At 45.3% G+C, this 22,779-nt stretch carries 23 protein-coding genes; 19 read left to right on the top strand and 4 right to left on the bottom strand.

What is annotated here, in order from left to right:
* The first annotated feature begins 10 nt into the window (after nucleotides 1-10).
* The 8 genes from P5V12_RS04015 (at nucleotide 11) to P5V12_RS04050 (ending at nucleotide 8,292) form a co-directional block, all read left to right on the top strand.
* Nucleotides 11-1,327 carry a MotA/TolQ/ExbB proton channel family protein gene (locus P5V12_RS04015; RefSeq protein WP_316955951.1) on the top strand — a complete coding sequence of 439 codons (1,317 nt, stop codon included), beginning with the start codon at nucleotides 11-13 and terminating at the stop codon, nucleotides 1,325-1,327.
* Nucleotides 1,328-1,335: 8 nt separating this feature from the next.
* Nucleotides 1,336-1,746 carry a MotA/TolQ/ExbB proton channel family protein gene (locus tag P5V12_RS04020; RefSeq protein WP_316955952.1) on the top strand — a complete coding sequence of 137 codons (411 nt, stop codon included), beginning with the start codon at nucleotides 1,336-1,338 and terminating at the stop codon, nucleotides 1,744-1,746.
* Nucleotides 1,746-2,153: a biopolymer transporter ExbD gene (locus P5V12_RS04025; protein ID WP_316955953.1), complete on the top strand. Its 408-nt coding sequence runs from the start codon at nucleotides 1,746-1,748 to the stop codon at nucleotides 2,151-2,153. The genes P5V12_RS04020 and P5V12_RS04025 overlap by 1 nt, the downstream gene beginning before the upstream one ends.
* 139 nt (nucleotides 2,154-2,292) lie before the next feature.
* The gene (locus P5V12_RS04030; RefSeq protein WP_316955954.1) at nucleotides 2,293-2,844 is read left to right on the top strand and encodes an energy transducer TonB; all 552 of its coding nucleotides are present in this window, start codon (nucleotides 2,293-2,295) and stop codon (nucleotides 2,842-2,844) included.
* 208 nt (nucleotides 2,845-3,052) lie between these two features.
* Nucleotides 3,053-4,246, top strand: a complete 1,194-nt coding sequence (locus tag P5V12_RS04035) for a tetratricopeptide repeat protein (protein WP_316955955.1) — start codon at nucleotides 3,053-3,055, stop codon at nucleotides 4,244-4,246.
* Nucleotides 4,247-4,327: 81 nt separating this feature from the next.
* Nucleotides 4,328-5,518 carry an amino acid aminotransferase gene (locus P5V12_RS04040; RefSeq protein WP_316957406.1) on the top strand — a complete coding sequence of 397 codons (1,191 nt, stop codon included), beginning with the start codon at nucleotides 4,328-4,330 and terminating at the stop codon, nucleotides 5,516-5,518.
* Nucleotides 5,519-5,762: 244 nt separating this feature from the next.
* Nucleotides 5,763-6,986, top strand: a complete 1,224-nt coding sequence (locus P5V12_RS04045; RefSeq protein WP_316955956.1) for an HD-GYP domain-containing protein — start codon at nucleotides 5,763-5,765, stop codon at nucleotides 6,984-6,986.
* A gap of 10 nt (nucleotides 6,987-6,996) precedes the next feature.
* The gene (locus tag P5V12_RS04050) at nucleotides 6,997-8,292 is read left to right on the top strand and encodes an HD-GYP domain-containing protein (protein ID WP_316955957.1); all 1,296 of its coding nucleotides are present in this window, start codon (nucleotides 6,997-6,999) and stop codon (nucleotides 8,290-8,292) included.
* Between the two features lie 4 nt (nucleotides 8,293-8,296).
* Here P5V12_RS04050 and greB read toward each other — a convergent pair whose 3' ends face one another.
* Nucleotides 8,297-8,809, bottom strand: a complete 513-nt coding sequence (greB, locus tag P5V12_RS04055; RefSeq protein ID WP_316955958.1) for a transcription elongation factor GreB — start codon at nucleotides 8,807-8,809, stop codon at nucleotides 8,297-8,299.
* Between the two features lie 15 nt (nucleotides 8,810-8,824).
* The gene (locus P5V12_RS04060) at nucleotides 8,825-10,804 is read right to left on the bottom strand and encodes a S9 family peptidase (protein ID WP_316955959.1); all 1,980 of its coding nucleotides are present in this window, start codon (nucleotides 10,802-10,804) and stop codon (nucleotides 8,825-8,827) included.
* 24 nt (nucleotides 10,805-10,828) lie between these two features.
* On the opposite strand from P5V12_RS04060, the gene tilS reads away from it, so the two are divergent.
* From tilS to eno, 6 genes are all read left to right on the top strand, one after another.
* Nucleotides 10,829-12,190, top strand: coding sequence for a tRNA lysidine(34) synthetase TilS (gene tilS, locus P5V12_RS04065; protein ID WP_316955960.1), 1,362 nt, complete (start codon nucleotides 10,829-10,831; stop codon nucleotides 12,188-12,190).
* 71 nt (nucleotides 12,191-12,261) lie between these two features.
* Nucleotides 12,262-13,251 carry an FHA domain-containing protein gene (locus P5V12_RS04070; RefSeq protein WP_316955961.1) on the top strand — a complete coding sequence of 330 codons (990 nt, stop codon included), beginning with the start codon at nucleotides 12,262-12,264 and terminating at the stop codon, nucleotides 13,249-13,251.
* 35 nt (nucleotides 13,252-13,286) lie between these two features.
* Nucleotides 13,287-13,691, top strand: coding sequence for an FHA domain-containing protein (locus tag P5V12_RS04075; protein ID WP_316955962.1), 405 nt, complete (start codon nucleotides 13,287-13,289; stop codon nucleotides 13,689-13,691).
* A gap of 367 nt (nucleotides 13,692-14,058) precedes the next feature.
* A complete protein-coding gene (locus tag P5V12_RS04080; protein ID WP_316955963.1) occupies nucleotides 14,059-15,699 on the top strand; it encodes a CTP synthase in 1,641 nt (546 codons plus the stop codon).
* 33 nt (nucleotides 15,700-15,732) lie between these two features.
* Nucleotides 15,733-16,584: a 3-deoxy-8-phosphooctulonate synthase gene (gene kdsA / locus P5V12_RS04085; protein ID WP_316955964.1), complete on the top strand. Its 852-nt coding sequence runs from the start codon at nucleotides 15,733-15,735 to the stop codon at nucleotides 16,582-16,584.
* 43 nt (nucleotides 16,585-16,627) lie between these two features.
* Nucleotides 16,628-17,917, top strand: coding sequence for a phosphopyruvate hydratase (gene eno / locus P5V12_RS04090; protein ID WP_316955965.1), 1,290 nt, complete (start codon nucleotides 16,628-16,630; stop codon nucleotides 17,915-17,917).
* Between the two features lie 51 nt (nucleotides 17,918-17,968).
* On the opposite strand, the gene P5V12_RS04095 is transcribed toward eno, so the two are convergent.
* Nucleotides 17,969-18,310 (bottom strand): hypothetical protein, encoded by a 342-nt coding sequence (locus P5V12_RS04095; RefSeq protein ID WP_316955966.1) that lies wholly within the window; start codon nucleotides 18,308-18,310, stop codon nucleotides 17,969-17,971.
* A 1-nt stretch (nucleotide 18,311) separates the two neighbouring features.
* Complete coding sequence (locus P5V12_RS04100; RefSeq protein WP_316955967.1) at nucleotides 18,312-19,124, bottom strand: hypothetical protein; 813 nt, start codon at nucleotides 19,122-19,124, stop codon at nucleotides 18,312-18,314.
* Nucleotides 19,125-19,295: 171 nt separating this feature from the next.
* On the opposite strand from P5V12_RS04100, the gene ftsB reads away from it, so the two are divergent.
* The 5 genes from ftsB to P5V12_RS04125 all read left to right on the top strand — a co-directional run bounded on the left by ftsB (nucleotide 19,296) and on the right by P5V12_RS04125 (nucleotide 22,710).
* Nucleotides 19,296-19,589, top strand: a complete 294-nt coding sequence (gene ftsB, locus P5V12_RS04105) for a cell division protein FtsB (RefSeq protein ID WP_316955968.1) — start codon at nucleotides 19,296-19,298, stop codon at nucleotides 19,587-19,589.
* Nucleotides 19,590-19,592: 3 nt separating this feature from the next.
* Entirely contained in the window at nucleotides 19,593-20,318 is a 726-nt protein-coding gene (gene ispD / locus P5V12_RS04110; protein ID WP_316955969.1) for a 2-C-methyl-D-erythritol 4-phosphate cytidylyltransferase, read from the top strand.
* 18 nt (nucleotides 20,319-20,336) lie between these two features.
* Nucleotides 20,337-20,810: a 2-C-methyl-D-erythritol 2,4-cyclodiphosphate synthase gene (gene ispF, locus P5V12_RS04115; protein ID WP_316955970.1), complete on the top strand. Its 474-nt coding sequence runs from the start codon at nucleotides 20,337-20,339 to the stop codon at nucleotides 20,808-20,810.
* Nucleotides 20,811-20,976: 166 nt separating this feature from the next.
* The gene (gene truD / locus P5V12_RS04120; protein ID WP_316955971.1) at nucleotides 20,977-21,942 is read left to right on the top strand and encodes a tRNA pseudouridine(13) synthase TruD; all 966 of its coding nucleotides are present in this window, start codon (nucleotides 20,977-20,979) and stop codon (nucleotides 21,940-21,942) included.
* 129 nt (nucleotides 21,943-22,071) lie between these two features.
* Nucleotides 22,072-22,710, top strand: a complete 639-nt coding sequence (locus P5V12_RS04125) for a protein-L-isoaspartate(D-aspartate) O-methyltransferase (protein ID WP_316957407.1) — start codon at nucleotides 22,072-22,074, stop codon at nucleotides 22,708-22,710.
* Nucleotides 22,711-22,779 lie beyond the last annotated feature (69 nt).

The raw sequence follows: 22,779 nt of genomic DNA on the forward strand, positions 1-22,779 counted from the left end.
TGATGTGATTATGAATGGTATTCGATTTTTGTTTTTATTTTTCTTTTCTGTTTTTATTCTGGCCGATTATTCCTATTCTGATGGATTATCTGAATCGATAGTCGACGATATAAAAAAATCGCAGCATAAGCTTGAGAAACAGCAGTCTCTGATTACAAAAAAAATGGGGGCAATGCAGGATGAAATTCGACTAAAGGAAAGACAATTGTCCGCATTGAGGCAAAAGGCTGTAGAAGCAAGAAAGCTCAGCGATGAGCAGACTCTGGGGTTGGATAAGTTACGGAATCAGGTTTCTCAGTGGCGAAACCAGAATATTTACCAACAGCATTTATTGATTGGGTTTGCGGAAGATGTTGATTACCCTGTATCAGATGTGAAGAGTGTTGAAGACAATATTATGAATGGTATTGATCTTTTGGATCAGTACATTTCTGGCGCTAAAAGTAGATTGTACCCATCGTGGAGAGCGACTCAGGTTGTAATTAAAAACGGCGAGATCAGGAATGTTGAGAGTATAAAAATTGGTCCCGTCAGCTGGTATCTGGATGAGGATGATCATTCAGCCGGGATCTTGTCTGAACCAAGAGAAGGGCTGCCTGAAACGGCATATTTGTTTTCCTCGTCAGAGCGAGAGGAATTGCAGCGTCTCTACCAAGAAAAACGTGGTCTGGTCGTTTTTGATCCATCTTTAGATCGTGCGTTGAAAGTATACGGACAAAAAGATAGTTTGTTGCAGCACCTATCCCGGGGTGGTCTGTGGGCCGTTCCGATCCTAATTTTTGCCGTTTTGGCAACGACAATTGCATTAATGAAGGCGACTTATATTGTGCGTCTTCCTCGCTTGTTACCTAATTTTGTTGAGCGGGTTGAACGTATTGTGAAAAAAGATGAAGAAACAAAACGCGCTGAGCTGACCCTGCTGCTGAAGTCTTTGAAGGGCGCACAAAGTAATATATTAAAAATTGCCTTGCAAAATCCAGTTTCAGATAAACGAGATGATAAACTCTTTGCTTTTCTTTTAGATAACAAATATGAGATGGAGAGGTTTCTCGGGGTTATTGCTGTTACCGCATCTGTTGCCCCACTGTTGGGACTTCTAGGAACGGTGAGCGGTATGATCGACACATTCAAAATGATGACGCTGTTCGGTTCCGGTGATCCCGCAGTCGTATCTGGTGGTATTTCTGAAGCTTTGGTGACGACTGAGCTGGGATTGGTTGTTGCAATTCCTGCGCTACTTATCAATGCTCTGTTAAGTAGAAAGATAAAAAACTACTCGGCAAGCTTGGAGTCTAATGCGATTAAATTGAGTAAAATTAAATTGTAGTGTTAGTGATGAGTGATCTGAGTTATTTAAGTCTTTTTAGTTTTAGTAATCCTGTAGTTCTTTGTATATTGCTTCTTGCGATTTTCTGCTACAGCATGCTTATGTATCTTATTTTGTTTTCTCATAAGTGTGAGCAGTGGTATGAGCGTGCTAGCGGTTGGTCGGACACATTTCCTGCCTTGTTGAGTGCTTTGCCGTTGCTTGGCTTGTTGGGTACGATTGCGGGTTTGCTCGAAACATTTCGCTTTATGTCGTATGGAAGAAACATGGCATTGCAGGAATTGATATCAAACGGCATAGCTGATGCCCTGTTTACTACACAGTTAGGGTTGCTTTTGGTTGTACCTGGATGGCTGTTATTGATGAAGTTGAATAATCAGCTTGTGGCGTGGTGTATTGAACATCCGGAGACTGTGTAATGAGGATGAGTTTAGAGCAGCGGCTTGAGACAAATAATAAACAAGATATTGATCTGGCTCCGCTAATTGATGTTGTGTTTATTCTGTTGATATTTTTTATCGTTACTACGGTGTTTGTTAAGGAAACTGGAGTGGATATCGAAAAGCCAAAGGCAGTATCTACTCAATCTTTAGAGAGAAATGTTGTGCTGATTGCAATTACCTCGGATCGTCAGGTTGTTTACGATGGGGCAAATGTTGGCGTTTCTGGCGTAAGGTCGACTGTTTCAAGTGTGATGAAAAGAAAGCAAAAGCCGCTAGTAATTAAAGCGGATAAAACTGTTTCTACGGAATTGTTGGTTCAAGTAATCGATCAAGCGAAACTTGGTGGGGCGGAACAGATAAATATTGCAACATCCGAGCAGTAGTCGTTGTATGTTTAAACATTTATGGTTTTTAAAGTTGGATAAAAAGGCGTTTAAATACGCTTTTATTTCTGTTTTTTTATCGGTTTTGATGGCGTTTTTTTTATTGTCTCTTGTCGCGTTGATGTCTCGGTCTCCGTCCTTGGAAAAAGAAAAAACACTCGTTATCAGGGAGGTCGATGTTTCCAGATTGCCCCCTCCACCGCCTCCACCAGAGGAAAAGGTTGTCGATGACTCATCGGATTCTGTTATGGAAATGAGCCTTATTGGCGATAGTGCTGGCGTTGAGCTGACTTTTTCCAAAACCCCTTCGATGAAAACAATTCAATTAGAAAAAATAGAGTACGATGATTTACCTATAGAGCAAGATAAGTGGGAAGATTTGCTTGCGGTGGACTTTCCAGAAGTGGAAATGTCAGAGCTGGATGAGATGCCGACCATTATTTCAAGGAAAAGTGTGTCAATTCCCTGGGAGTTGAGGCGGCGAGGAATTTCTAGGGTGGCTACACAAGTTAAGGTGCTCATTGATGAGGGTGGTAATACTTTTTTATTAAAAATACTTGATAGTAAGTATCCCGAAATGGAGGTGGCAATTCGTGAGCTCGTGAAAAGCGCGAAGTTTACACCGCCCAAAAAAAATGGCGAGGCTGTTCATGCTAGATACGATTGGCCAATCACCTTTATTCAGAATTAGAGTTGTGTGTATGAATAAATGTACTTTAAATATAAGTCGTTTGTGCAAGCAGAGTTTTTCTCTTTCCTTTTGTTGCTTATTGCTGTTTCCTGTTTGTGTGAGTGCGAAAGATATAAAATTTGTTTTCTCCCCGCAAGAGATAGAAATTCCCCAGTTTTCGGATCCTCTTAGAAAGAGAGAGGCTGTAGTTCCGAGTAAAGAATATGAAATGGCAGAACGTTTAAGGGAGCTGCTTGCTGAGGAAAGGCTGGAAGAGGCTTTGGGGATACTTAATGAGAAATTTGATATCGAACTTAGCCCTGCTTTACATATATTAAAAGCGCAGATACTGTCGCAGTTAAATAACAGGACGGAAGCAAAAAATACATATTTGTACGTGCTAAAAAGAATGCCTCAGTTGGTTCGCGCACATGTGAACTTGGCAAAAATATATATTGAGGAAAATGAACCGAAGGCTGCGAGAGACCATTTGGCAAAAGCAGTTTCTTACGGCGCAAAGGACGCATTTTCCCATGGCCAGTTGGGGTATTTAAACTTGCAGCTACATAATCCCTGGAGTGCGATTAGCGCCTTTCAGTACGCAATAGCATTACAGCCAGAAAATACAAGCTGGCAATATGGGTTGCTTATGGCGTTATCTGATTCAGGGCAATCTGGGAGTGCATTATCTTTATCTTCTGAGTTGTTGAAAAAAGATCCATCTAACCCCCAGCTCTGGTTAAGGCGCGCAAGCGCAGCCTTACAGGCAGAGGAAAAAGAAATTGCATTGAGTAGTGTAGAGGCAGCAATTCGGTTGGGGAATGCTGGGGTTGAAAACAAAAAAATCGCGGCTCAACTTAATTTTCAGTTGGGTAACTACGATCGTGGAATTGAGTTGTTGTCCGAGACTGTGGCAGCTCAACCTGAAGATATAGAATTAGTGCATCAGGCCTTATCTTGGTTATATCAACAGCAATTGTGGGATAGCGCTGATAGATTATTGTCGAAAGTTGCCACCACTACAAAAGGCATAAGTAACAATCAGTCCAGTATTTTGGCTTATCACCAGGGTAAAATTGCTCACGCTAATCGCCGCTTGAACGATGCGATAAAGTATTTTGATCGTGCGGTTGAGTTGAACGTTAATAATGGGCTGGCAATCATTGCTTTGGCGGAGCTATACCTTGGGAAACAAAATTTTACCAAAGCCGAGTTACTTTATACTCGAGCGGAAGCTTTAGATGATGTGAGAAAGGAAGCCATTCTGGGCAAAGCACAGGTGTTTTTAGACAACGGTGATTACCCATCTGCATTACGCCAAATGAAGTTGGCATATCGCAAATATCCGGAAAGAGATGACTTGAAAGACAATATTGAGCTTTTGGAAGACGTCATTCGGACCCAAAATCAAGCCCGGCTTTGATTCATTAAGCCGGGTAATTAACAGCATATTCTGGTGTATACTGCGTTTTTCTCAAACAGATGATGTATTGCCGTGACCATGTTGCTTGATTCCTTGCCACTTCTCCCTGTGGATCCAATTCTAGGGCTAATAGAAAAGTATAAAAATGATGCCAACGCGAACAAAATTGACCTTGGTGTTGGTGTCTACCGTGATGAGTCCGGTGCTACGCCAGTTTTTTCATCGGTAAAACGTGCAGAGCACTGGTTGCTTGAGACTGAGCAGAGTAAAGCCTATGTTGGGCCCGCAGGAAACCCGGATTTTAATCGTCTGATTTCAGATCTGGTTCTTGGAGAATCCCATCCTGCCTTAAAGGATGGGCGCGTCGCCACTGTACAAACCCCTGGTGGCTGTGGTGCACTTCGGGTGGCAGCGGAGCTGATTGTTAGAGCTAAGGCTACTGCCAGGATCTGGGTCAGCAATCCTACTTGGGGTAATCACGTTCCTTTACTGGGGGATGCCGGGTTGACGATCCAGTCATACCCTTATTACAACTTCGATACTCACCAGCTTGATTTTGAAGGGATGCTTGAAGGGCTCTCCAAAGCTTCTCCGGGGGATCTTGTCCTGCTACATGCTTGTTGCCATAACCCGAGTGGCGCTGATTTATCCGCCGAACAATGGCGGTTATTGGCTGGTTTCATGCTAGACAGGCAGTTAGTGCCATTTATTGATATGGCTTACCAGGGGTTTGGAGACGGCTTGGAAGATGATCGGTATGGTCTGTCTTATCTGGCTGAAAATTTACCCGAAGTCATTTTCGCCATTTCGTGTTCAAAGAATTTCGGCTTATACCGGGAGCGGGTTGGCGCCGTTGGTGTGGTTTCTTCAGCTGTTTCGCAAACTGGAGTAATTCTGAGCCAATTAAATAATGTGGTGAGAGGCATCTATTCCATGCCGCCATCTCACGGCGCGTCAGTGGTTGCCAGGGTTTTAATGGATGAAGAACTTCAAGCGAGTTGGGTGGCCGAGCTTCAGGGTATGCGCCTTCGTATCGTTGATATGAGAAACCGATTTTGTGAGAAGGTGGCTGCTGCGGGTTGTGGTGATCGTTTTGCGCATATTGCTAACCAAAAAGGCATGTTTTCATTTCTTGGGCTTTCTGAGGCGCAAGTGCACAAAATGGCGGCGGATTATTCTGTCTATATGGTGGATTCGAGCCGAATTAGTTTGGCCGGTTTGAGAGAGTCCAACATCGATTATTTTGTCGATGCAGTTATTAATGTGATATAGCTTCCTAAGGGGTATCATCGCTCGGTGATACCCCTTGCCTCTTTTAATAGAGCCCTCTTTTCTGAATAGATATCTTTGTTATTGGTTTTCGGTATTTCGGCTGTTCTCTAAAACCAATTGATCTTTCAAACCCTTTGTTCACTTCTATACTTTTACTATTGAACAGGTACCCGTTCTAGATCACAGTCTTAGGGGCTGTCGGGGATGAATCATAAGATGTGTTTGCAAAACAGGGTGGAATACGATGCCGGACATCCAGAAGTTACATGTGGGAGACCTAAGAGTAGGCATGTATGTTTGCAAGTTGGATAGAGAATGGCTTGATACACCGTTTATTATGCAGGGCTTTTTAATTGAGGATGCTGAAGATATTGATATTGTTGCGGAGTTCTGCGAACACGTCTGGATTGATACCGACTATACCAAGAAAATATCCTCATATAGTTCGAATGTAGGTACAGCGTCTTCCGCACCCCATATTCCCATATTCGAACCAGAAGTTTCCCTCGCTGACGAACATAGAGAGATTTACAAGTCTTTTCGGCAGGCTCGTTCACTCACCAAAAGTATGCTTGATGATATTCGTCTTGGCGGAGCTATTGATACTCAAGTGGCGAAGGATACAGTAAAAGACTGTGTTCAGTCCGTATTACGGCATCCCGATGCATTACTCTGGATGACTAAAATAAGGGAAGAGCGTGAGTATACCGCTGAGCATTGCTTGAACGTATGTATTTTGGCCATTGCTTTTGGACGACAGCTTGGCTTGGATGAGAAGGAGTTGGAAAACCTGGGCTTGTGCGGTTTCCTACATGATGTTGGCAAAATGCGTGTTCCGGTGGAGATTATCGATAAGCCTGCAGCATTGACGACTAAAGAATTTAGCATGATGAAAGCACACACGGTTCACGGACGAAATCTTTTGCTTTCTACTAGCAGTCTCTATACCGGCGCAATTGACGTAGCCTATAGTCACCATGAACGAATTGATGGCGAAGGTTACCCCAGAAAACTACCTGGACATGGTATTTCACAGTTTTCACGTATTATTTCATTAGTCGATGCCTACGATGCAATGACTGCAGACCGATGTTATTCCCCAGCTAAAACCTCAACCGAAGCGCTAAAAATTATCTACAACGAGCGTGGCAAGCAATTTGATGAAAAACTTGCGCTGAAGTTTATTAAAACAATTGGGCTTTACCCCGCTGGAAGCATCGTTGAGCTATACAGCGGTGAAGTTGGAATTGTTATTGAAGCAAACCAGAGAATGCGCCATTTACCCAGAATTATTGTCGTAATGAGTGAAGATAAAAAATTCCTTGAGAAGGAGAGGATATTGGATTTGTCTCTCATCGAGGAGGGCGTGCTGCCCAGGCGAAATTTAATAAAACAAGTCTGGCGCGATGGAAGTTTTGGTATTAAATTACGTGACTACCAGAAAAAAGGGTTAGTGTTAAAAATATAGTTTGTAAAATATGTCGAAAGAAGAAGACCCTCAATCATCCGTCTCAAAACGTACAAATCGTGATGTCTGGATACCTGTATCCAATCTACAAATAGGGATGTTCATTACCGAACTGGATAGAGAATGGTTAGATACGCCCTTCTTGATGCAGGGCTTTTATATTCGTTCGCGGGAAGATGTAGCCGAAGTCGCCAAGTATTGCCAGTACGTTTGGGTTAAAGGGAAAGATCGCCATTTATTTGATAAGCCTGTTGATTTCGAGTCCGGTGTGCTCATCGGTCGAAAACCGACCTCCTACCAAACTACAGCCAGTGTTGAAGTCGAACACAAAAATGTTGAGGCGTTGGTTGAAAACCTGACTGAATATGTTGAAGAGGTATTAAATAATGTTCGCCGGGGAGTTCCCATTGAGACAAGCCGAGCGCGTAAGGTGGTGGATGAATGCGTCTCTTCCGTATTGCGCCATCCCGATGTACTGATGTGGATATCCAGATTTAGAAAAGAGGACGAGTATACCGCTGAGCATTCGATTAATGTCTGCGCCTTATCGGTTATTTTTGGTCGAAAGTTGGGCTTAACTATTAATCAGTTGCGGAACTTGGGCCTGTGTGCCTTGTTGCACGATATTGGAAAGATGTGCGTTCCCGATGAAATTTTGAATAAACCTGGCCCTCTGTCGGATCAGGAAACCCAGCTCATGCGAGAGCATGCGGATCTCGGGCGAAAAATCTTATTGGAAAAAAGAACGGTTTATGAAGGAGCTGTTGATGTCGCATATTGTCATCACGAGCGGCCGGATGGCTTGGGATATCCAAGAGGCTTGAGTGGCGATAGTATTTCCCTGTTTAGTCGAATTATCTCGATTGTTGACGCCTATGATGCAATGACCTGTGATCGGGTGTATGCCAAAGCCATGTCCACAACCGATGCCTTGCGAGAGATTTACGAGCAGCGAGGAAAACAGTTCGACGATCAGTTAGCTTTAGCTTTTATTCAAACGGTTGGTCTCTACCCTCCCGGAAGCATAGTAGAGTTAATTAACGGCCAGATTGGTGTGGTATTGGAAACCATTGCGCGAGCGCGACGTCTGCCGAAGATTATTATTCTGACGGATACCAATAGGAAGCAGTGTCCTGAGCGGATTGTTGACTTATCTTTGATTGAGTCCGGTGAATTGTCCCGTGACTACTACATAAAAAGTGTGCTGGCCGATAGTAGTCACGATGCAGAGTTGAAAGAATTCTTCAGCAAGGATTTTATTTTTGCTGGTGCCAAGGGAATATCGGAAGAATTAAAAGATTTCTAAAACACTATTCCACCGAATGTGGACGATATTCTATATCCAGAATATAAAACTCTTTTTCTCCCTCGGGTAATCTCACCAACACAGCGTCGTCTTTTTTCTTTTTCAAAAGAGCTTTGGCGAGTGGTGAGTCCATGCTGATTTTTCCTGAGGACACATCAAACTCGTCCGGCCCGACGATCTGATAGCAGACTTCGTCTCCGTCTTCTTTTTCCAGCGTTACCCAGGCGCCGAAAAATATTTGATTGGTGTTATCTGGAATACGATCCACGATGATGAGTTCGTCCAGACGTTTACTCAGGTATCGAACTCTTCGGTCGATCTCTCTGAGCCGCTTTTTTCCATAAATATAATCACCGTTTTCAGAGCGGTCTCCATTCTTTGCTGCTTCATGCACAGCATCAGTCACTTTAGGACGCTCTTCTTTCCAGAGGTAATGTAACTCTTCTTGTAACGCTTTTGCCCCTTGGGCGGTGATATAGGGAGAACCGCGTTTTACGGGTGGTCGCCATCGGCCCATGTGTTTATCCCTGTGTTAATTTGAAAGGTTCTTGATTTCAAGAACGTCAGTTTGATCGTCACGGTGAATACCAAAAATTTTACAATAAAATTCCAGTTCTGCATTCAACATATGGATGACAGTACCGCTGTTGCGAAAGCCGTGGCCTTCATCGGCATAGGTCACATAGCTTACCGGAAGTCCCTGTTGGTCTACTGCTTGAACAAACTGTTCCGCTTGATTGGGAGGTACGACTTTGTCATCCAGGCCCTGAAATAAAATAATAGGACAGGATATTCTTTCGGTGGCGTACAGTGGGGAGCGTTTTATATAGGTGTCTTTTTCCTCCGGGTATGCTCCAATTAATTTATCGAGATAGCGTGCTTCGAATTTATGGGTATCTTGGGCCAGTAGCTCCAAATCGCCAATACCGTATAAACTGACACCGGCAGAAAAGGTATCGGAAAAAGCCAACGCGGCAAGGGTTGTATAACCGCCTGCGCTGCTGCCTTTGATAATTTTCTTGCTCGGATCTGCCCAGTGGGATTTGACTACATAGTCCGCCGCCGCACAAACATCTTCAACATCAGCAATCCCCCATAGCGGGTAAAGCTGTTCCCGATATTGTCGACCATAACCGGTGCTTCCCCGGTAATTGACGTCGACAACGGCAAATCCTCTGCTGGTCCAGAATTGTATTTTTAAATTCAGGCTGCTGGATGTGCTTCCTGTTGGACCACCGTGGCTGAGCACAATAAGAGGTGCGGGCCCGTTACTTGCGTAGTCTTTATTTTTAGGCGAGTAATAAAAAGCATGTGCTCTCTGGTTTTCTCCGGTGTTAAAGGTAAAAGCCTGGGCTATGGAAATATAACCATCGTCAAGACAGACGGGTTGTTCGGTTAACGCCTGAGTTGCAGTGGCGTTATGTTGATATACGGAGGGGAAAGACGTGGCGCTTGCGCCAATAAATGCACCTGTGCCACTGTTTGCGGAAACATCACTAATATCATTTAATCCTGTTTCTATTATTTCCAGCTTGTTGTTTTGCAGGTGTATTTTCCCCAGTTGCCATTGTCCGTCTCGAGTAAAACAGGTTATTAGCGTGTTTTCATCAAGGAAGGCATAGGTCGACATGCCGAATACCCATTGCGGTGTAGCGAATTCCGCCTCACATGGGTAAACAGTTTGGGCATTTTCTCTTTCCAGTGAGCTGGAGATATCTTTGGCGGAAAAAAAGTACAGGTTCCACCAGTCGGTTTGGTCAGAGACAAAAAATAAATCGCCAGCGGGAGACCACTGTGGTTGGAATATGCTTTCTCTTCGGTTTGAATTGATGACTTTGGGGTGAAGCAGTTGCCCTTGTTTATTTATTTCAGCCAGCCAAAGCTGGGAGGCATCCCATGGCATATCCGGGTGATTCCAGGTCAGCCAGGTTAACCAGTTGCCATCGGGCGATACGCATGGGTTGGAATAAAAGTCCTGCCCCTGGTGAAGGGGGGTGGGGTGAATGCAGGGCAGTTCTTCTTCAGTCGATGCTTTAATATCCAGGCTGACTAAATAATTTTGCGGGTAGGGCGTATTGTCAGAAATACAACTATGGTCTTCACATACCGCAATTAATCTATCGCGGGTTTCATCGTAATGAATATTGGCAAAGCGTTGTTGCGACTCGGGTGTGAGCGGAGCGATGTTGTATTCAGGTTTCGCCAGGTTTAAACGATAAATCCGTTGGTCGTCTGCCAGAATAAAATAAATCGTCTCGCCGACAACGCAATAACTGCCTCCACCATATTCGTGCGCTTTGGTTTTTGCGCTAAGTGGTCTGGGCAGCACGCACTGGTTTTGCCCGTCTTTGTGCATCATAATGGCACAGCGGCCTTTTTCTTCGGCAAGGGTTTCCAGCCAGAAAATTCGATTCCCATCGACATGGGTTTCGCTAATTTTGGGCGTTTTACCCGCAACCATGTCTGCCGAAATCGGAGATTCCCAGCTACCAAAAGGGGCCTGTTTATTCATTTGTATGCTGCCTGCTTGACTGCCATGTTTGATAAAAATGCAATTCTACAAGAAATCGAAAGATTCTCATCCGCTAATGGCAAAATTTGGGTGGCCTATAGTGGAGGCCTGGATTCCACGTGCTTATTGCATATGTTGGCCTGTTCTTCTCTGGCAAACCGGGTTCACGCGATTCATGTGAATCATCAGCTTTCTGCTAATGCCAGTACTTGGCAAAACCAGTGTGTGCAAACTGCAGAGAACATGGGAATCCCCATTCAGGTTGAGGTGGTTGAGGTTGTTGATCAGGGCAAAGGAACAGAAAGTGCAGCAAGAGTACAGCGGTACGCGGCGTTTCATTCCGTCTTAGACAGCGACGACATTTTATTAATTGCTCACCACCAAAGTGACATGTTGGAAACGCTGTTGTTTCGTTTATTTCGGGGAGCTGGTTTAAAAGGGCTGGCAGCGATCCCGAAAAGTCGCGCGTGCGGTAAAGGGACATTATTTCGCCCACTTCTCTCGGTGTCTCGCGAAGAGCTTGCTGCGTATGCCGAACAGCACCGGCTCAATTGGGTGGAAGATGAAAGTAATCAGAGTGACGTCTATGACCGGAATTTTATTCGTAGTCATGTGATACCCATTATTAAAACCCGTTGGCCTAAAGTCGAACAAAAAGCCTTTCTTACCGGGGAGTTGTTATCCGAGTCTGAATCTCTGTTAAGTGAGTATGGTGAGGAAGATTTACGTATCTGCCAGTGTCGTGAAGAACGTCTGGGCCAGAGCATCGATTTAACTCAGTTTGAACACTATGGGCTTGATCGTCAGCGGCACATTATCCGGGTTTGGACACACCGTTGTGGTTATAGCCTGCCGGATCATCGCCAATTGGAACAGCTGCCTTCTATTCTCCAGGCGGCGCAAGACGGTTGCCCATGTTTAAGTTGGGGACAGTGTGAGTTGCGTCGCTATCAAAACCGATTGTACCTTTTGCCAAAGGTATCCGTGGCAAGCCCTGTTGGGGAAAGCTGGACGATAGACTGGTCTCCGTTGCTACAACCTGAGTTGGTTTTACCTTGGGGGGATAAATTAGTTTTTCAGCCAAGTGGACAGTTTCCTAAAACAGATTTTTCGTTAAGCGTGTCGCTTCGACAACCGGGCTTACGCTGTCGGCCAGAGTCCCGGGAGCGGTCCCAAACCTTAAAAAAATTGCTGCAGGAACATCAACTTGAACCGTGGTTGAGGGAACGGGTTCCACTGGTTTTTTACCAGGGGCATTTGGTGGCAGTGGGAGACTTGTGGTTTTGTGTGATGGATGACGGTGGTGTGAATAATCCATTTTTAAGTGACTGGCAGAATTCCCATCTCAGTTGGAGGCTGTTCACAAAGCAGGGGATTACTTCTTAAGTCGTGGATGACGTCTTTATGCCATTGTGGTGTAATGTCGCGCTTAAGATCCACGCTTAGGGAAATTCAGTGTGACAGTGGAAGAAACACGTGTTGTTACCAGAGATTTATCGGTTAAAAGAACGTTAATGGTCCTAAGGTCTTTGCATTCCGGCGAGAGGTATCCGCTGGCTGGTGAAAAACTGGTAGGGCAGGATCCCAGCTGCGCCATTGTTTTAGCTTCCCCTAATATTTCCCCCGTACACGCCAAGCTTTGCTTTACTGAAGAACATCACGGCCTTGTTTTAGAAGACCTAAACTCTGAAACTGGAACCTGGGTCAATGGCCAGCGGATCCAAAAAAAAGTGTTGGTGACTTTAGGCGATGACATCACTTTTGGTGATGTGTCTTTTCGTTTGACCTCAGATCAGGCTGGTGACGCCGAAGCAACACGGGTTGTTGAACCGCCTTTCACCCCTCAGCCATCACTGGAAGAGTCCACTCGGATTATGCCGAGGCGAGCACCCAGAGAGCCTATTTCTCAACGAATTGCTAACACCGGCGTTGAAGGCGACGAGCATGCCACGGCTTTGCTGAGTGAAGGGGAGCGGCGGCGCGTGCAAAACCTGAATGAGCAGTATCAAAAAGAGCTGAATATTGGCAGTGGTCCACGTTTGATTGTTATGTCTGCCCCCACTCGGGGGCAGGTTTTCTCTCTCGAATCCCGTCGTTCCAACAGATCCTGGACTATTGGTCGAGACGAAAAAGCCCAGATTTCTATTCCCGTGGATTCGATTTCTCGCCAGCACGCATCTATTACTAAGAAAGGCGATACGTATTTTATTGCCGCGCTGAGTAGTGCTAACCCTATCGTATTGAATGGCGAGGTGGTACCCACCAGCCCACTCTACGATGGCGACAAGTTATTGTTGGGGCGTATAGAACTGACGTTTAGATTGGATTCATCCAAACCACGTCAAAGCACGAAGCCTGAAGGATTAATAAAATACGCAAGGCGGTATCAGTGGGGCTTGATCGCGGCGCTCGTGGCATTGGTGCTGGCGTTAGTTTTCATTTTTTAGGTAAAACCATTTATTAAAGGCGAAGAGGTAGAACTTTGCGCGACGATACTAGACTCAATCCAACACTCAGTAATCAATTAAGTGTCGATCTGGATACGGTGGAGCTCTATTACCACGGGGTATCACACACGCTTAAATCTGATGACCTGCCTTTCCTTATTGGTCGAGATGAAAAAGACTGCCACATGGTCGTGCAAAACAACCTTACTTCCCGTAAACATTGCACCCTGGAAATCCAGGAAGGGCAGTTTGGCGTTCGGGATCATAGTATGAATGGGACTATGGTTAAGATTGGTCGCTCAGAAGCCGTGTTTATCCGCAACAAGTTTTGTCCGTTATCTGGCCAGGGAAGAATAAAAATGGGTTCCTCCATGCGACCTGACGACGAAGATGTGGTTCTGTTTAAGGTCACCCTGGTTCATGGACCGTACTCGGAGTAGCGATCGAGGTTCATCCAGCAGAATGGTTTAATCAAATCTTGCCCGCCTCTTTGTTATGGCCAAGCATAGGTTGCCCTTATTGGCGTAATTGAAGTGGGCTTATCTCGTATATCTCATTGAGTTGAAAGGCCTTTTCTGGTAGCCTGACGTCCCGTCTCAATAGTGATTGACCGAATGCTTTTCGAGCGGCAAAACCCGGTAAAAGTAACGCCTTCCTTCAATCACGATATACGTAGATCAACCAAATTCCTGCAATAGTTAACCCTATTGCATGCTACTTTTGTGTTTTGTCTCTGCTTTCAGAGGACAGGCCAAAGGTGGTGTTATACATTATTTTAATGACTGTCAGATTTACTAAAGGGTCCACATGACACGTTTTATCTTTGTAACCGGTGGTGTAGTTTCTTCCTTGGGTAAAGGGATCGCTTCAGCATCTCTCGCGGCTGTACTAGAAGCGCGTGGCCTTAAGGTCACCATCCTTAAACTCGATCCTTATATTAATGTTGACCCTGGAACCATGAGCCCTTTCCAGCATGGTGAAGTGTTCGTTACAGAAGACGGTGCTGAAACGGACTTGGACCTGGGTCACTACGAGCGCTATATCCGGACAAAGATGACCCGGAATAACAACTTTACCACTGGGCGGGTGTATGAAACCGTTCTGCGTAAGGAGCGCCGAGGGGATTACCTGGGTGGAACTGTACAAGTGATTCCACACATTACCGACGAAATCAAACGACGCATTATTGCCGGTGGCGGTGATGCCGATGTGGCTTTGGTTGAAATCGGCGGAACCGTGGGGGATATCGAGTCTCAACCTTTCCTTGAAGCTGTGCGTCAACTGAAAGTGGAGTTGGGAAGTGAAAAGGCCCTGCTTATTCACCTAACGTTGGTACCCTACATTGCTACAGCAGGGGAAACTAAAACCAAACCAACACAGCATTCGGTGAAAGAACTGCGTTCAATCGGTTTACAACCGGATGTATTGTTATGTCGCTCTGAACAAACCATCGACGAAGATTCCTGTCGCAAAATTGCCTTGTTCACCAACGTTGAGCAAAAGGCCGTGGTACCTTTGGCTGACGCCAGTTCCATCTACGCCATTCCTGAGCTGTTACAACGATACAATCTGGATCAAATCGTACTGGATAAATTCCGCATTGATGCGCCTGAAGCTGATCTCAGTGAATGGGCGGAAGTGATGGAAGCCGAGCAGAATCCTGAAAATGAAGTCACCATTGCGATGGTCGGCAAATACATGGATTTGCTTGATGCATATAAATCGCTAAACGAAGCATTAAAGCACGCAGGTATTCATACTCGTACTCAGGTCAATATCAACTATATCAACGCAGAAGATATCGAAGAGCAGGGCACCGGTATTCTGGCCGATGCGGACGCCATATTAGTACCCGGTGGTTTCGGTGAACGTGGCCTGGAAGGCAAGCTCACCTCTGTACGCTATGCCCGTGAAAACAAGATACCATATTTGGGTATTTGTCTTGGTATGCAGTCAGCAGTGATTGAGTTTGCACGTAATGTTGCAGGCCTGGAAGACGCAAATTCAACAGAATTTGACCGTAAGTCGCCTTATCCCGTGATCGGTCTCATTACTGAGTGGACAGATTCTGAGGGTAAAACCGAAACCCGTGATGAGTCCTCTGACTTGGGCGGAACTATGCGTTTGGGGGCTCAGGAATGTCATTTGGAAGCGGACTCCAAAATTGCTCAGATATATGACAAGCAGGTGATCGTTGAAAGACATCGTCACCGCTATGAAGTCAATAACAATTACGTTGATGAGCTTCGTCGGGCCGGGCTAAGAATCGGTGGCTGGTCATCCGATGATACTCTGGTTGAAGTGGTGGAAATTGAAGATCATCCATGGTTTGTTGCCTGTCAGTTCCACCCGGAATTTACCTCTACACCCCGTGATGGGCACCCTCTATTCAAAAGCTATATAGAGGCCGCAGTTGCAAACCGACAAGCAAAAGACGACGAAGAATAGTTTTCTGCCTGGTACTGAATTGGAGTAAACCCCTTGAGTAGTAAAGTGATTAACATTGGCGATGTAGAACTCGCCAACGACAAGTCTTTTGTGCTGTTTGGCGGCATGAATGTACTTGAATCCAGAGACTTGGCATTACAAATCGCAGAGACCTATGCCGAGGTGACCCAAAAGCTGGGCATTCCTTACGTATTTAAAGCCTCATTTGATAAGGCCAACCGTTCTTCTGTGCACTCTTATCGCGGCCCAGGCATGGAAGAAGGTCTCAAGATTTTTGAGGAAATTAAAACGCAATTTAATCTGCCTATCATTACCGATGTACATGAGCCACATCAGGCTCAGCCAGTGGCGGATGTAGTGGACGTGATTCAGTTGCCCGCATTCCTTGCCCGGCAAACTGATTTGGTTGAAGCGATGGCCAAGACCGGGGCAATTATCAATGTGAAAAAGCCTCAGTTCCTGAGCCCGGGGCAAATGGCTAACATCGTTGAGAAATTTAAAGAATGTGGCAACGAAAAGATCATTTTGTGTGAAAGAGGGGCGTGCATGGGCTACGATAATTTAGTAGTCGATATGCTGGGTTTTCGTACAATGAAAGAAACCTGCGGCGGCCTTCCATTGATATTTGATGTGACTCATGCGCTTCAGTGCCGAGATCCGTTAGGATCTGCATCTGGCGGACGTCGTCAACAAACCGCTGAGTTAGCCCGAGCTGGAATAGCCGTCGGCCTTGCAGGGTTGTTTCTAGAAGCACACCCAGATCCAGCGCAAGCAAAATGCGATGGGCCAAGCGCTCTGCCACTGACTATGCTGGAACCATTCCTGGCACAGATTAAAGAATTGGATGATTTAATTAAATCGCAACCCCAATTAGAAATTAACTAAAGAATAGAAATTCATTTATTTGATTAACTAGAGAGAAACTTTTATGAGCAAAATTGCCGACGTAATTGGTTTTGAGGTAATGGACTCCCGCGGTAACCCAACCGTGATGGCTGAAGTTGTATTGGAGTCTGGCGTGGTAGGCAGTGCATGTGCACCATCAGGCGCATCAACTGGTTCACGCGAAGCATTGGAACTACGTGACGGTGACAAGAGCCGCTACTTGGGTAAAGGCGTATTGAAAGCGGTTGCTAACGTAAATGAAAAAATTAAGCCTCTATTGGTAGGCAAAGATGCCGCTGATCAACGCGCTCTTGATGCTGTAATGCTCGAAGCCGATGGCACTGAAAACAAAGCAAACTTGGGTGCTAACGCAATTCTTGCTGTTTCTCTTGCAGCAGCTAAAGCAGCGTCAATCGACAAAGGTGTTCCTTTGTACCAACACATTGCAGAAATTAATGGTACTCCAGGCCAATACTCCATGCCTGTACCTATGATGAACATTGTCAACGGTGGCGAGCACGCTGACAACAACGTAGACATCCAAGAATTCATGATTCAGCCAGTATCTGCGCCAAACTTCACAGAAGCGCTTCGTATGGGAGCTGAAGTATTCCACGCGTTGAGAAAAGTACTTTCAGGCCGTGGCTTAAACACAGCTGTTGGTGACGAAGGTGGCTTCGCTCCTAACCTTCCTTCTAACGAAGGTGCTTTGGAAGCGATTGCTGAAGCAGTTTCAAATGCTGGTTACAAGTTGGGTGAAGATATCACTCTTGCTTTGGACTGTGCTTCTTCAGAATTCTATAAAGACGGCGTTTACGACATGGCCGGTGAAGGCAAGAAGTTCAGCGCTGAAGAGTTTGCTGTTTACCTTGACGAGCTTTCTTCTAAGTACCCAATTCTTTCTATCGAAGATGGTATGGACGAAAGTGACTGGGACGGTTGGGATGTACTTACCAAGAAAATTGGTGACCGCGTACAACTCGTTGGTGATGACTTGTTCGTAACTAATACTAAGATCCTTAAAGAAGGTATCGAGAAAGGTATTGGTAACTCAATCCTAATCAAGTTCAACCAAATCGGTTCTTTGAGTGAAACTCTAGACGCGATCCAAATGGCGAAAGATGCTGGCTTCACTGCTGTTATCTCTCACCGTTCTGGTGAAACTGAAGATACGTTCATTGCTGACTTGGCTGTTGCAACTGCAGCGGGCCAAATCAAAACTGGTTCTCTATCACGTTCTGACCGTATTGCTAAATACAATCGTCTACTTCGCATCGAAGCTGAGTTGGGCGCGAAAGCTCCTTACAAAGGTCGTGCAGAATTTAAATCTTAATCGATTGAATTCAAGTAAGACTAAAAAGGCCAGCATATGCTGGCCTTTTTTTTACTGAATTAAAAAAATTCTTTCTATAAGAACGCCACCTGTATACTTTTCTATTGTCTCGCAGCTGGTGGCTCCAAGTGTTTTAAATCGAATACTAACTGGCTTGTTTGCCAAAGTTGCCGCTAGTAGCATGCTCATTACCATATCTGTTTTGCTTGGATCCGTGTCTGCGTCCATTACTTTAGCCCAAATTTCAGTTTGGTAAGTTGTGTCAAACGCAATAACTTTTCCTCCATACATTGGCAAAAAGCCGACCCGGGATATTTCTCCACTGCAGGTAACTGATGTTGCGAGAGCAACATTTGAGAACAGTATAAATATTAGCGTAGTTAGAAGTTTCATTTTACTCTCCATATGAATGTTTTGGTTGGCCAACAGTTTTTCTATGCGGTTTTGGAAAAATTAAGAATGATGACTTTTTATTAAGTCTCATAAAAGTCATTAGAAATACAATAAAACTTAAACCAAATGTATTTGGTTCCAGAACTTCAGTAACATCCACAATTCTGATTTCTGACAGTTGATAAATAGCTCCATCCATCGTTTCAGAAAGAATCGGGCGATAGTAGTAGTCTCCCTGTTCGTTGTATGTTTCCTCTCCATAAAGCGCACTCCACTGCCATATTGATCCTTGAGCAAGTTGAGAAAACAGATTTGTATCATTTGAATAAAAGTCGATGTCTGAAAGAGTCTCTGTCTCAATAAAATCATAGATGCTGGAGGCAAGTTGAATATCCATGCCGTAATCTATCTGAGTGTTTTGTGAGGGTGTTGTCGATTGAATATCATAGAGCCAGATAAAATCACTGTTTTCGGGAGCGTCAAACCAATGCCAAGGTTCTGCTTGGTAGCTATTGTTATACACCCCCAAAAAATCCATATGTCTGGTTGTTTCTGAAATATTTCCAATAATACTGTTGGAGATAACACTATCACCATCCCAACCTTCCGTGTAGTAGCTTCTGGAATTTGGTGTGTCAGCGCTTGATCCAGCTTTTGAAGTATCAAGAGTAAAATGGCCTGATATCGAATCACCTAGTTGATAACCCATACCTTCAGTAGATATCTCCCCTAAAAAATGAATTTCTATAATTGCGCTATGCACGCTATGAGAAACACTAATGGCCAGAATAAGTGTTGCTAATTTCCTCAACATAACAATATCTCCTTGTTATCGTGGATAAATGAACAAAAAACGAATGCCTAGCCGTGAGCAATTTGAAGAGGAGGATCGAGACCTGAGAGGGCATTCCTTTATTATGCGGATTTCCCCGCTTTCCCTTTTCTGTTAGGCTTACGCCAAAGTTTATCACCCGTAGCTGTCCCTATGAAGTGGCTTACCGCCGTTTTAATTTTGATTATCGCATTCCTACAGTACCGTCTCTGGATTGGGGACGGTAGCCTTGCGCATGTAACTCGTCTAAAAACAGAAATCAGAAAACAGCGGGAAGAGAATGCCCGTTTGGTAGAGCGAAACCGTTTGCTTGCAGCGGAGGTGGATGCGCTGAAAAATGGCCTGGATGCGGTAGAAGAACGTGCTCGAACGCAAATGGGAATGATTAAAGAAGGGGAAACCTTCTATATGATTGTGGATAAAGAGAAAAATCAGGGGAAAAAGTAACGTATGCCCCAAGACAGTATCATCATATGGGCTGTTGTGCCTGCCGCGGGCGTAGGCAAACGAATGGCCTCCGACGTGCCTAAACAGTATCTTACTCTTGCCGGACACACCGTGCTGGACACCACGCTTCAAAAACTATTCGGTTTGGATGCTGTGTCGAATATCGTGGTTGCTGTGAGCGATGAAGATGAATACTGGCCGGATTCGCAGTTTGCCTCTCATCCGGATATTTATCGGGTTTCCGGTGGTAAGGAACGCAGTGACTCTGTGCTCTCAGCTTTACGTTATATAGCGAATCATGTCGAGGATATGAGCAGTACTTGGGTGTTGGTTCACGATGCTGCCCGACCATGTTTTTCCCCTGTCAAAGTCAACGAACTTATTGCCACCTGCACTATGAATAATATGGGAGGCATTTTAGCCGCACCGGTTGCGGATACCGTGAAGCGAGCTCCAGAAACTGGAGACAAAATTATCGAAATAGAAAAAACAGAAGACCGGGATCAGTTATGGCTGGCTCATACTCCGCAGTTTTTTCCGTTAGGTGCGCTGCATTCGGCGTTGGAGGCGTGTTTACAACAGGGACTTCCTGTGACGGACGAAGCCTCGGCAATTGAAGCTGTTGGTGGGCGGTCGCTGATTGTGGCTGATCGCAGAGACAACATTAAAATTACAGTGCCCGAAGATTTATATTGGGCGCAGCATATTTTAAAGCAACACATTATTTAATCAGAGTAAAAGCAGATTATGAGAATCGGTCAGGGCTTTGATGTCCATGAATTTGGGCCTGGTGACAAGATTGTTATCGGCGGTGTAGTGATTCCCCATACCCATGGAATGGTTGCCCATTCTGATGGTGATGTACTCTTACATGCGTTATGCGATGCGCTACTAGGAGCGGCCGCGTTGGGGGATATCGGTAAGCACTTCCCGGATACCGACCTGCAATACAAAAACGCAGACAGTCGGGGATTACTTCGTATGGTGTATGCCAAGTTAAAGTCGCATGGTTACCGTTTAGTGAATGCGGATATGACTATCGTTGCTCAGAAACCGAAAATGGCTCCTCACATTACTAATATGTGCGCCAATATTGCGGAAGATCTTGATGCGAGTATTAATGAGATCAATGTAAAAGCAACCACCACGGAAAAACTAGGGTTTACCGGAAGGGAAGAAGGCATTGCTGCGTTTGCGACGGTGCTCATTTCTAACGCCTGATATCGTATCTGCCTGGTTCGAAATTGGTATGTCCGATGTTGATACATCGACAAACATTTGCCGATCGGGCAATTCAAAGCCAAAACGGTTAGTTTATAGTTAAAAATTAAACTCGGGGGCAGCACTGCCCCCGATTGTATTTAGGTGTTTCACAAGAAGAAAACATATGACTGAGAGTTTTTCCCTGGATTTTCCCTATGCTTACGGTAAGCCTGTGGATACGGCGCGTTTTCGATCAGAAAATGAAGACTTTATCGTCGACGAGCATCTTGATGTGGCTTTCTCTCAAGAAGGGGAGCACCTGTATCTTCAAATAAAGAAAAAAGGTGAAAACACACACTGGGTGGCAGAACAACTTGCCAATTACTTTCAGGTGAAAGCCAATGATGTGGGTTACTCCGGCAAGAAAGACCGCCATGCCGTCACCAGTCAGTGGTTCAGTGTGTATCTTCCCGGTATTCGGGAGATCCCTTCTTTAACGGATATTGAAGCTCAGGTTGAAGCCGAAGTCACCCTATTAGATGCAGCAATTCACCGACAGAAATTACGGTTGGGTACTCACCAAAGTAATGCGTTTAAAATACGCCTAAGGGATATTAATGCTTCAGATGATCTGGAAAAACGTTTGCAGGTGATAAGTGAAGGTGGGGTACCGAATTATTTTGGTGAACAGCGTTTCGGTCGCGATATGAATAACCTGCAACTGGCTGACGAGTGGTTTTCGGGGCAAACCGAAGTGCGGAACAGAAATAAGCGGGGAATGGTATTGTCAGCTTCCCGTTCATACCTGTTTAACCTGGTTGTAGCGCGTCGTGTTTCCCTCGGTAACTGGAATCAACTAATTGACGGGGACGTGGCTGAAAATGGTTACCCTTCGTCACCCATGTGGGGACGTGGACGTTCACAAACTTCCGGCGTTGCTCTGCAAGTGGAAGATGAAGTACTCGAACCCTTTAGCCAATGGCGGGATGTCTTAGAGCATAAGGGGTTAAAACAGGAACGACGGAGTATTGTTACCATGCCTGAGGGGCTGACTTGGCAGTTTTCGGACAATAACCTGGAGCTAGAGTTTTCCCTCCCATCCGGGCAATTTGCAACTTCTGTACTGCGAGAAATCGCTATTCTTGTGTGAAATCCATAAATCCCGCCCTCTATTGGCCTGGATAATTCCGGTGCCCCACTAATCCTGATATAGTTCGTCCCGTTTTTGGCTTGCCACAGTGGAGGGCTTGTGGATCGCATACAGTTAGAGGGTGTCGGCATGACATCCAAGCGAACTCGGGATCGCTTGATCAATCGACTTGTCGACCAGGGAGTCTCCGATGCCAGAGTGCTTGAGGTGATAGGGAATACTCCGCGTCATTTATTTTTAGATGAAGCATTATCACATCGAGCTTACGAAGACACAGCGTTACCGATTGGCCATGGCCAAACGCTCTCTCAGCCATACATTGTTGCCAGAATGACGGAAACACTCATCGGCGCTGCAGGTCAATTGAACCGGGTTTTGGAAGTTGGAACCGGGTCAGGATATCAAACATCTATATTGGCCCAGTTGGTACCGGAAGTTTGGAGTGTCGAGCGGATCAAACCCCTACAGGACAAGGCTAGGGAACGCTTGAGGCTGCTTGGGATCAAAAACGTTAGTCTTAAATATGCTGATGGCACGTTTGGCTGGCCTGAACCAGCGCAATTCGACGGGATTTTATCTACGGCTGCACCGAGAAGCATTCCTCAGAGTTTGCTGGATCAGTTGGCGCCGAATGGAGTGCTGGTCATTCCTGTTGGGGCAGAAGCGCAAACGTTAACGCTGGTTATTCGCGAAGGGGATACAGATAACTTCATAGAACAAAAGCTAGAAGAGGTGAAGTTCGTCCCGCTCCTATCCGGGCTCTCTTAAACTCCAGTTTCTCTTTCTGGTACACCCCTACACCATAACTATAAATTCGATATCAACTCTGGAACATTG

Source organism: Teredinibacter sp. KSP-S5-2 (assembly GCF_032773895.1).
Classification (GTDB): domain Bacteria; phylum Pseudomonadota; class Gammaproteobacteria; order Pseudomonadales; family Cellvibrionaceae.

Excerpts from the sequence above, each read along its gene's own strand:
- P5V12_RS04015 (WP_316955951.1), top strand. The coding sequence starts at position 11 with ATGAATGGTATTCGATTTTTGTTTTTATTTTTCTTTTCTGTTTTTATT.
- P5V12_RS04020 (WP_316955952.1), top strand. The coding sequence starts at position 1,336 with ATGAGTGATCTGAGTTATTTAAGTCTTTTTAGTTTTAGTAATCCTGTA.
- P5V12_RS04025 (WP_316955953.1), top strand. The coding sequence starts at position 1,746 with ATGAGGATGAGTTTAGAGCAGCGGCTTGAGACAAATAATAAACAAGAT.
- P5V12_RS04035 (WP_316955955.1), top strand. The coding sequence starts at position 3,053 with ATGGCAGAACGTTTAAGGGAGCTGCTTGCTGAGGAAAGGCTGGAAGAG.
- P5V12_RS04045 (WP_316955956.1), top strand. The coding sequence starts at position 5,763 with ATGCCGGACATCCAGAAGTTACATGTGGGAGACCTAAGAGTAGGCATG.
- P5V12_RS04050 (WP_316955957.1), top strand. The coding sequence starts at position 6,997 with ATGTCGAAAGAAGAAGACCCTCAATCATCCGTCTCAAAACGTACAAAT.
- greB (WP_316955958.1), bottom strand. The coding sequence starts at position 8,809 with ATGGGCCGATGGCGACCACCCGTAAAACGCGGTTCTCCCTATATCACC.
- P5V12_RS04060 (WP_316955959.1), bottom strand. The coding sequence starts at position 10,804 with ATGAATAAACAGGCCCCTTTTGGTAGCTGGGAATCTCCGATTTCGGCA.
- tilS (WP_316955960.1), top strand. The coding sequence starts at position 10,829 with ATGTTTGATAAAAATGCAATTCTACAAGAAATCGAAAGATTCTCATCC.
- P5V12_RS04080 (WP_316955963.1), top strand. The coding sequence starts at position 14,059 with ATGACACGTTTTATCTTTGTAACCGGTGGTGTAGTTTCTTCCTTGGGT.
- eno (WP_316955965.1), top strand. The coding sequence starts at position 16,628 with ATGAGCAAAATTGCCGACGTAATTGGTTTTGAGGTAATGGACTCCCGC.
- P5V12_RS04095 (WP_316955966.1), bottom strand. The coding sequence starts at position 18,310 with ATGAAACTTCTAACTACGCTAATATTTATACTGTTCTCAAATGTTGCT.
- P5V12_RS04100 (WP_316955967.1), bottom strand. The coding sequence starts at position 19,124 with ATGTTGAGGAAATTAGCAACACTTATTCTGGCCATTAGTGTTTCTCAT.
- ftsB (WP_316955968.1), top strand. The coding sequence starts at position 19,296 with ATGAAGTGGCTTACCGCCGTTTTAATTTTGATTATCGCATTCCTACAG.
- ispD (WP_316955969.1), top strand. The coding sequence starts at position 19,593 with ATGCCCCAAGACAGTATCATCATATGGGCTGTTGTGCCTGCCGCGGGC.
- ispF (WP_316955970.1), top strand. The coding sequence starts at position 20,337 with ATGAGAATCGGTCAGGGCTTTGATGTCCATGAATTTGGGCCTGGTGAC.
- truD (WP_316955971.1), top strand. The coding sequence starts at position 20,977 with ATGACTGAGAGTTTTTCCCTGGATTTTCCCTATGCTTACGGTAAGCCT.
- P5V12_RS04125 (WP_316957407.1), top strand. The coding sequence starts at position 22,072 with ATGACATCCAAGCGAACTCGGGATCGCTTGATCAATCGACTTGTCGAC.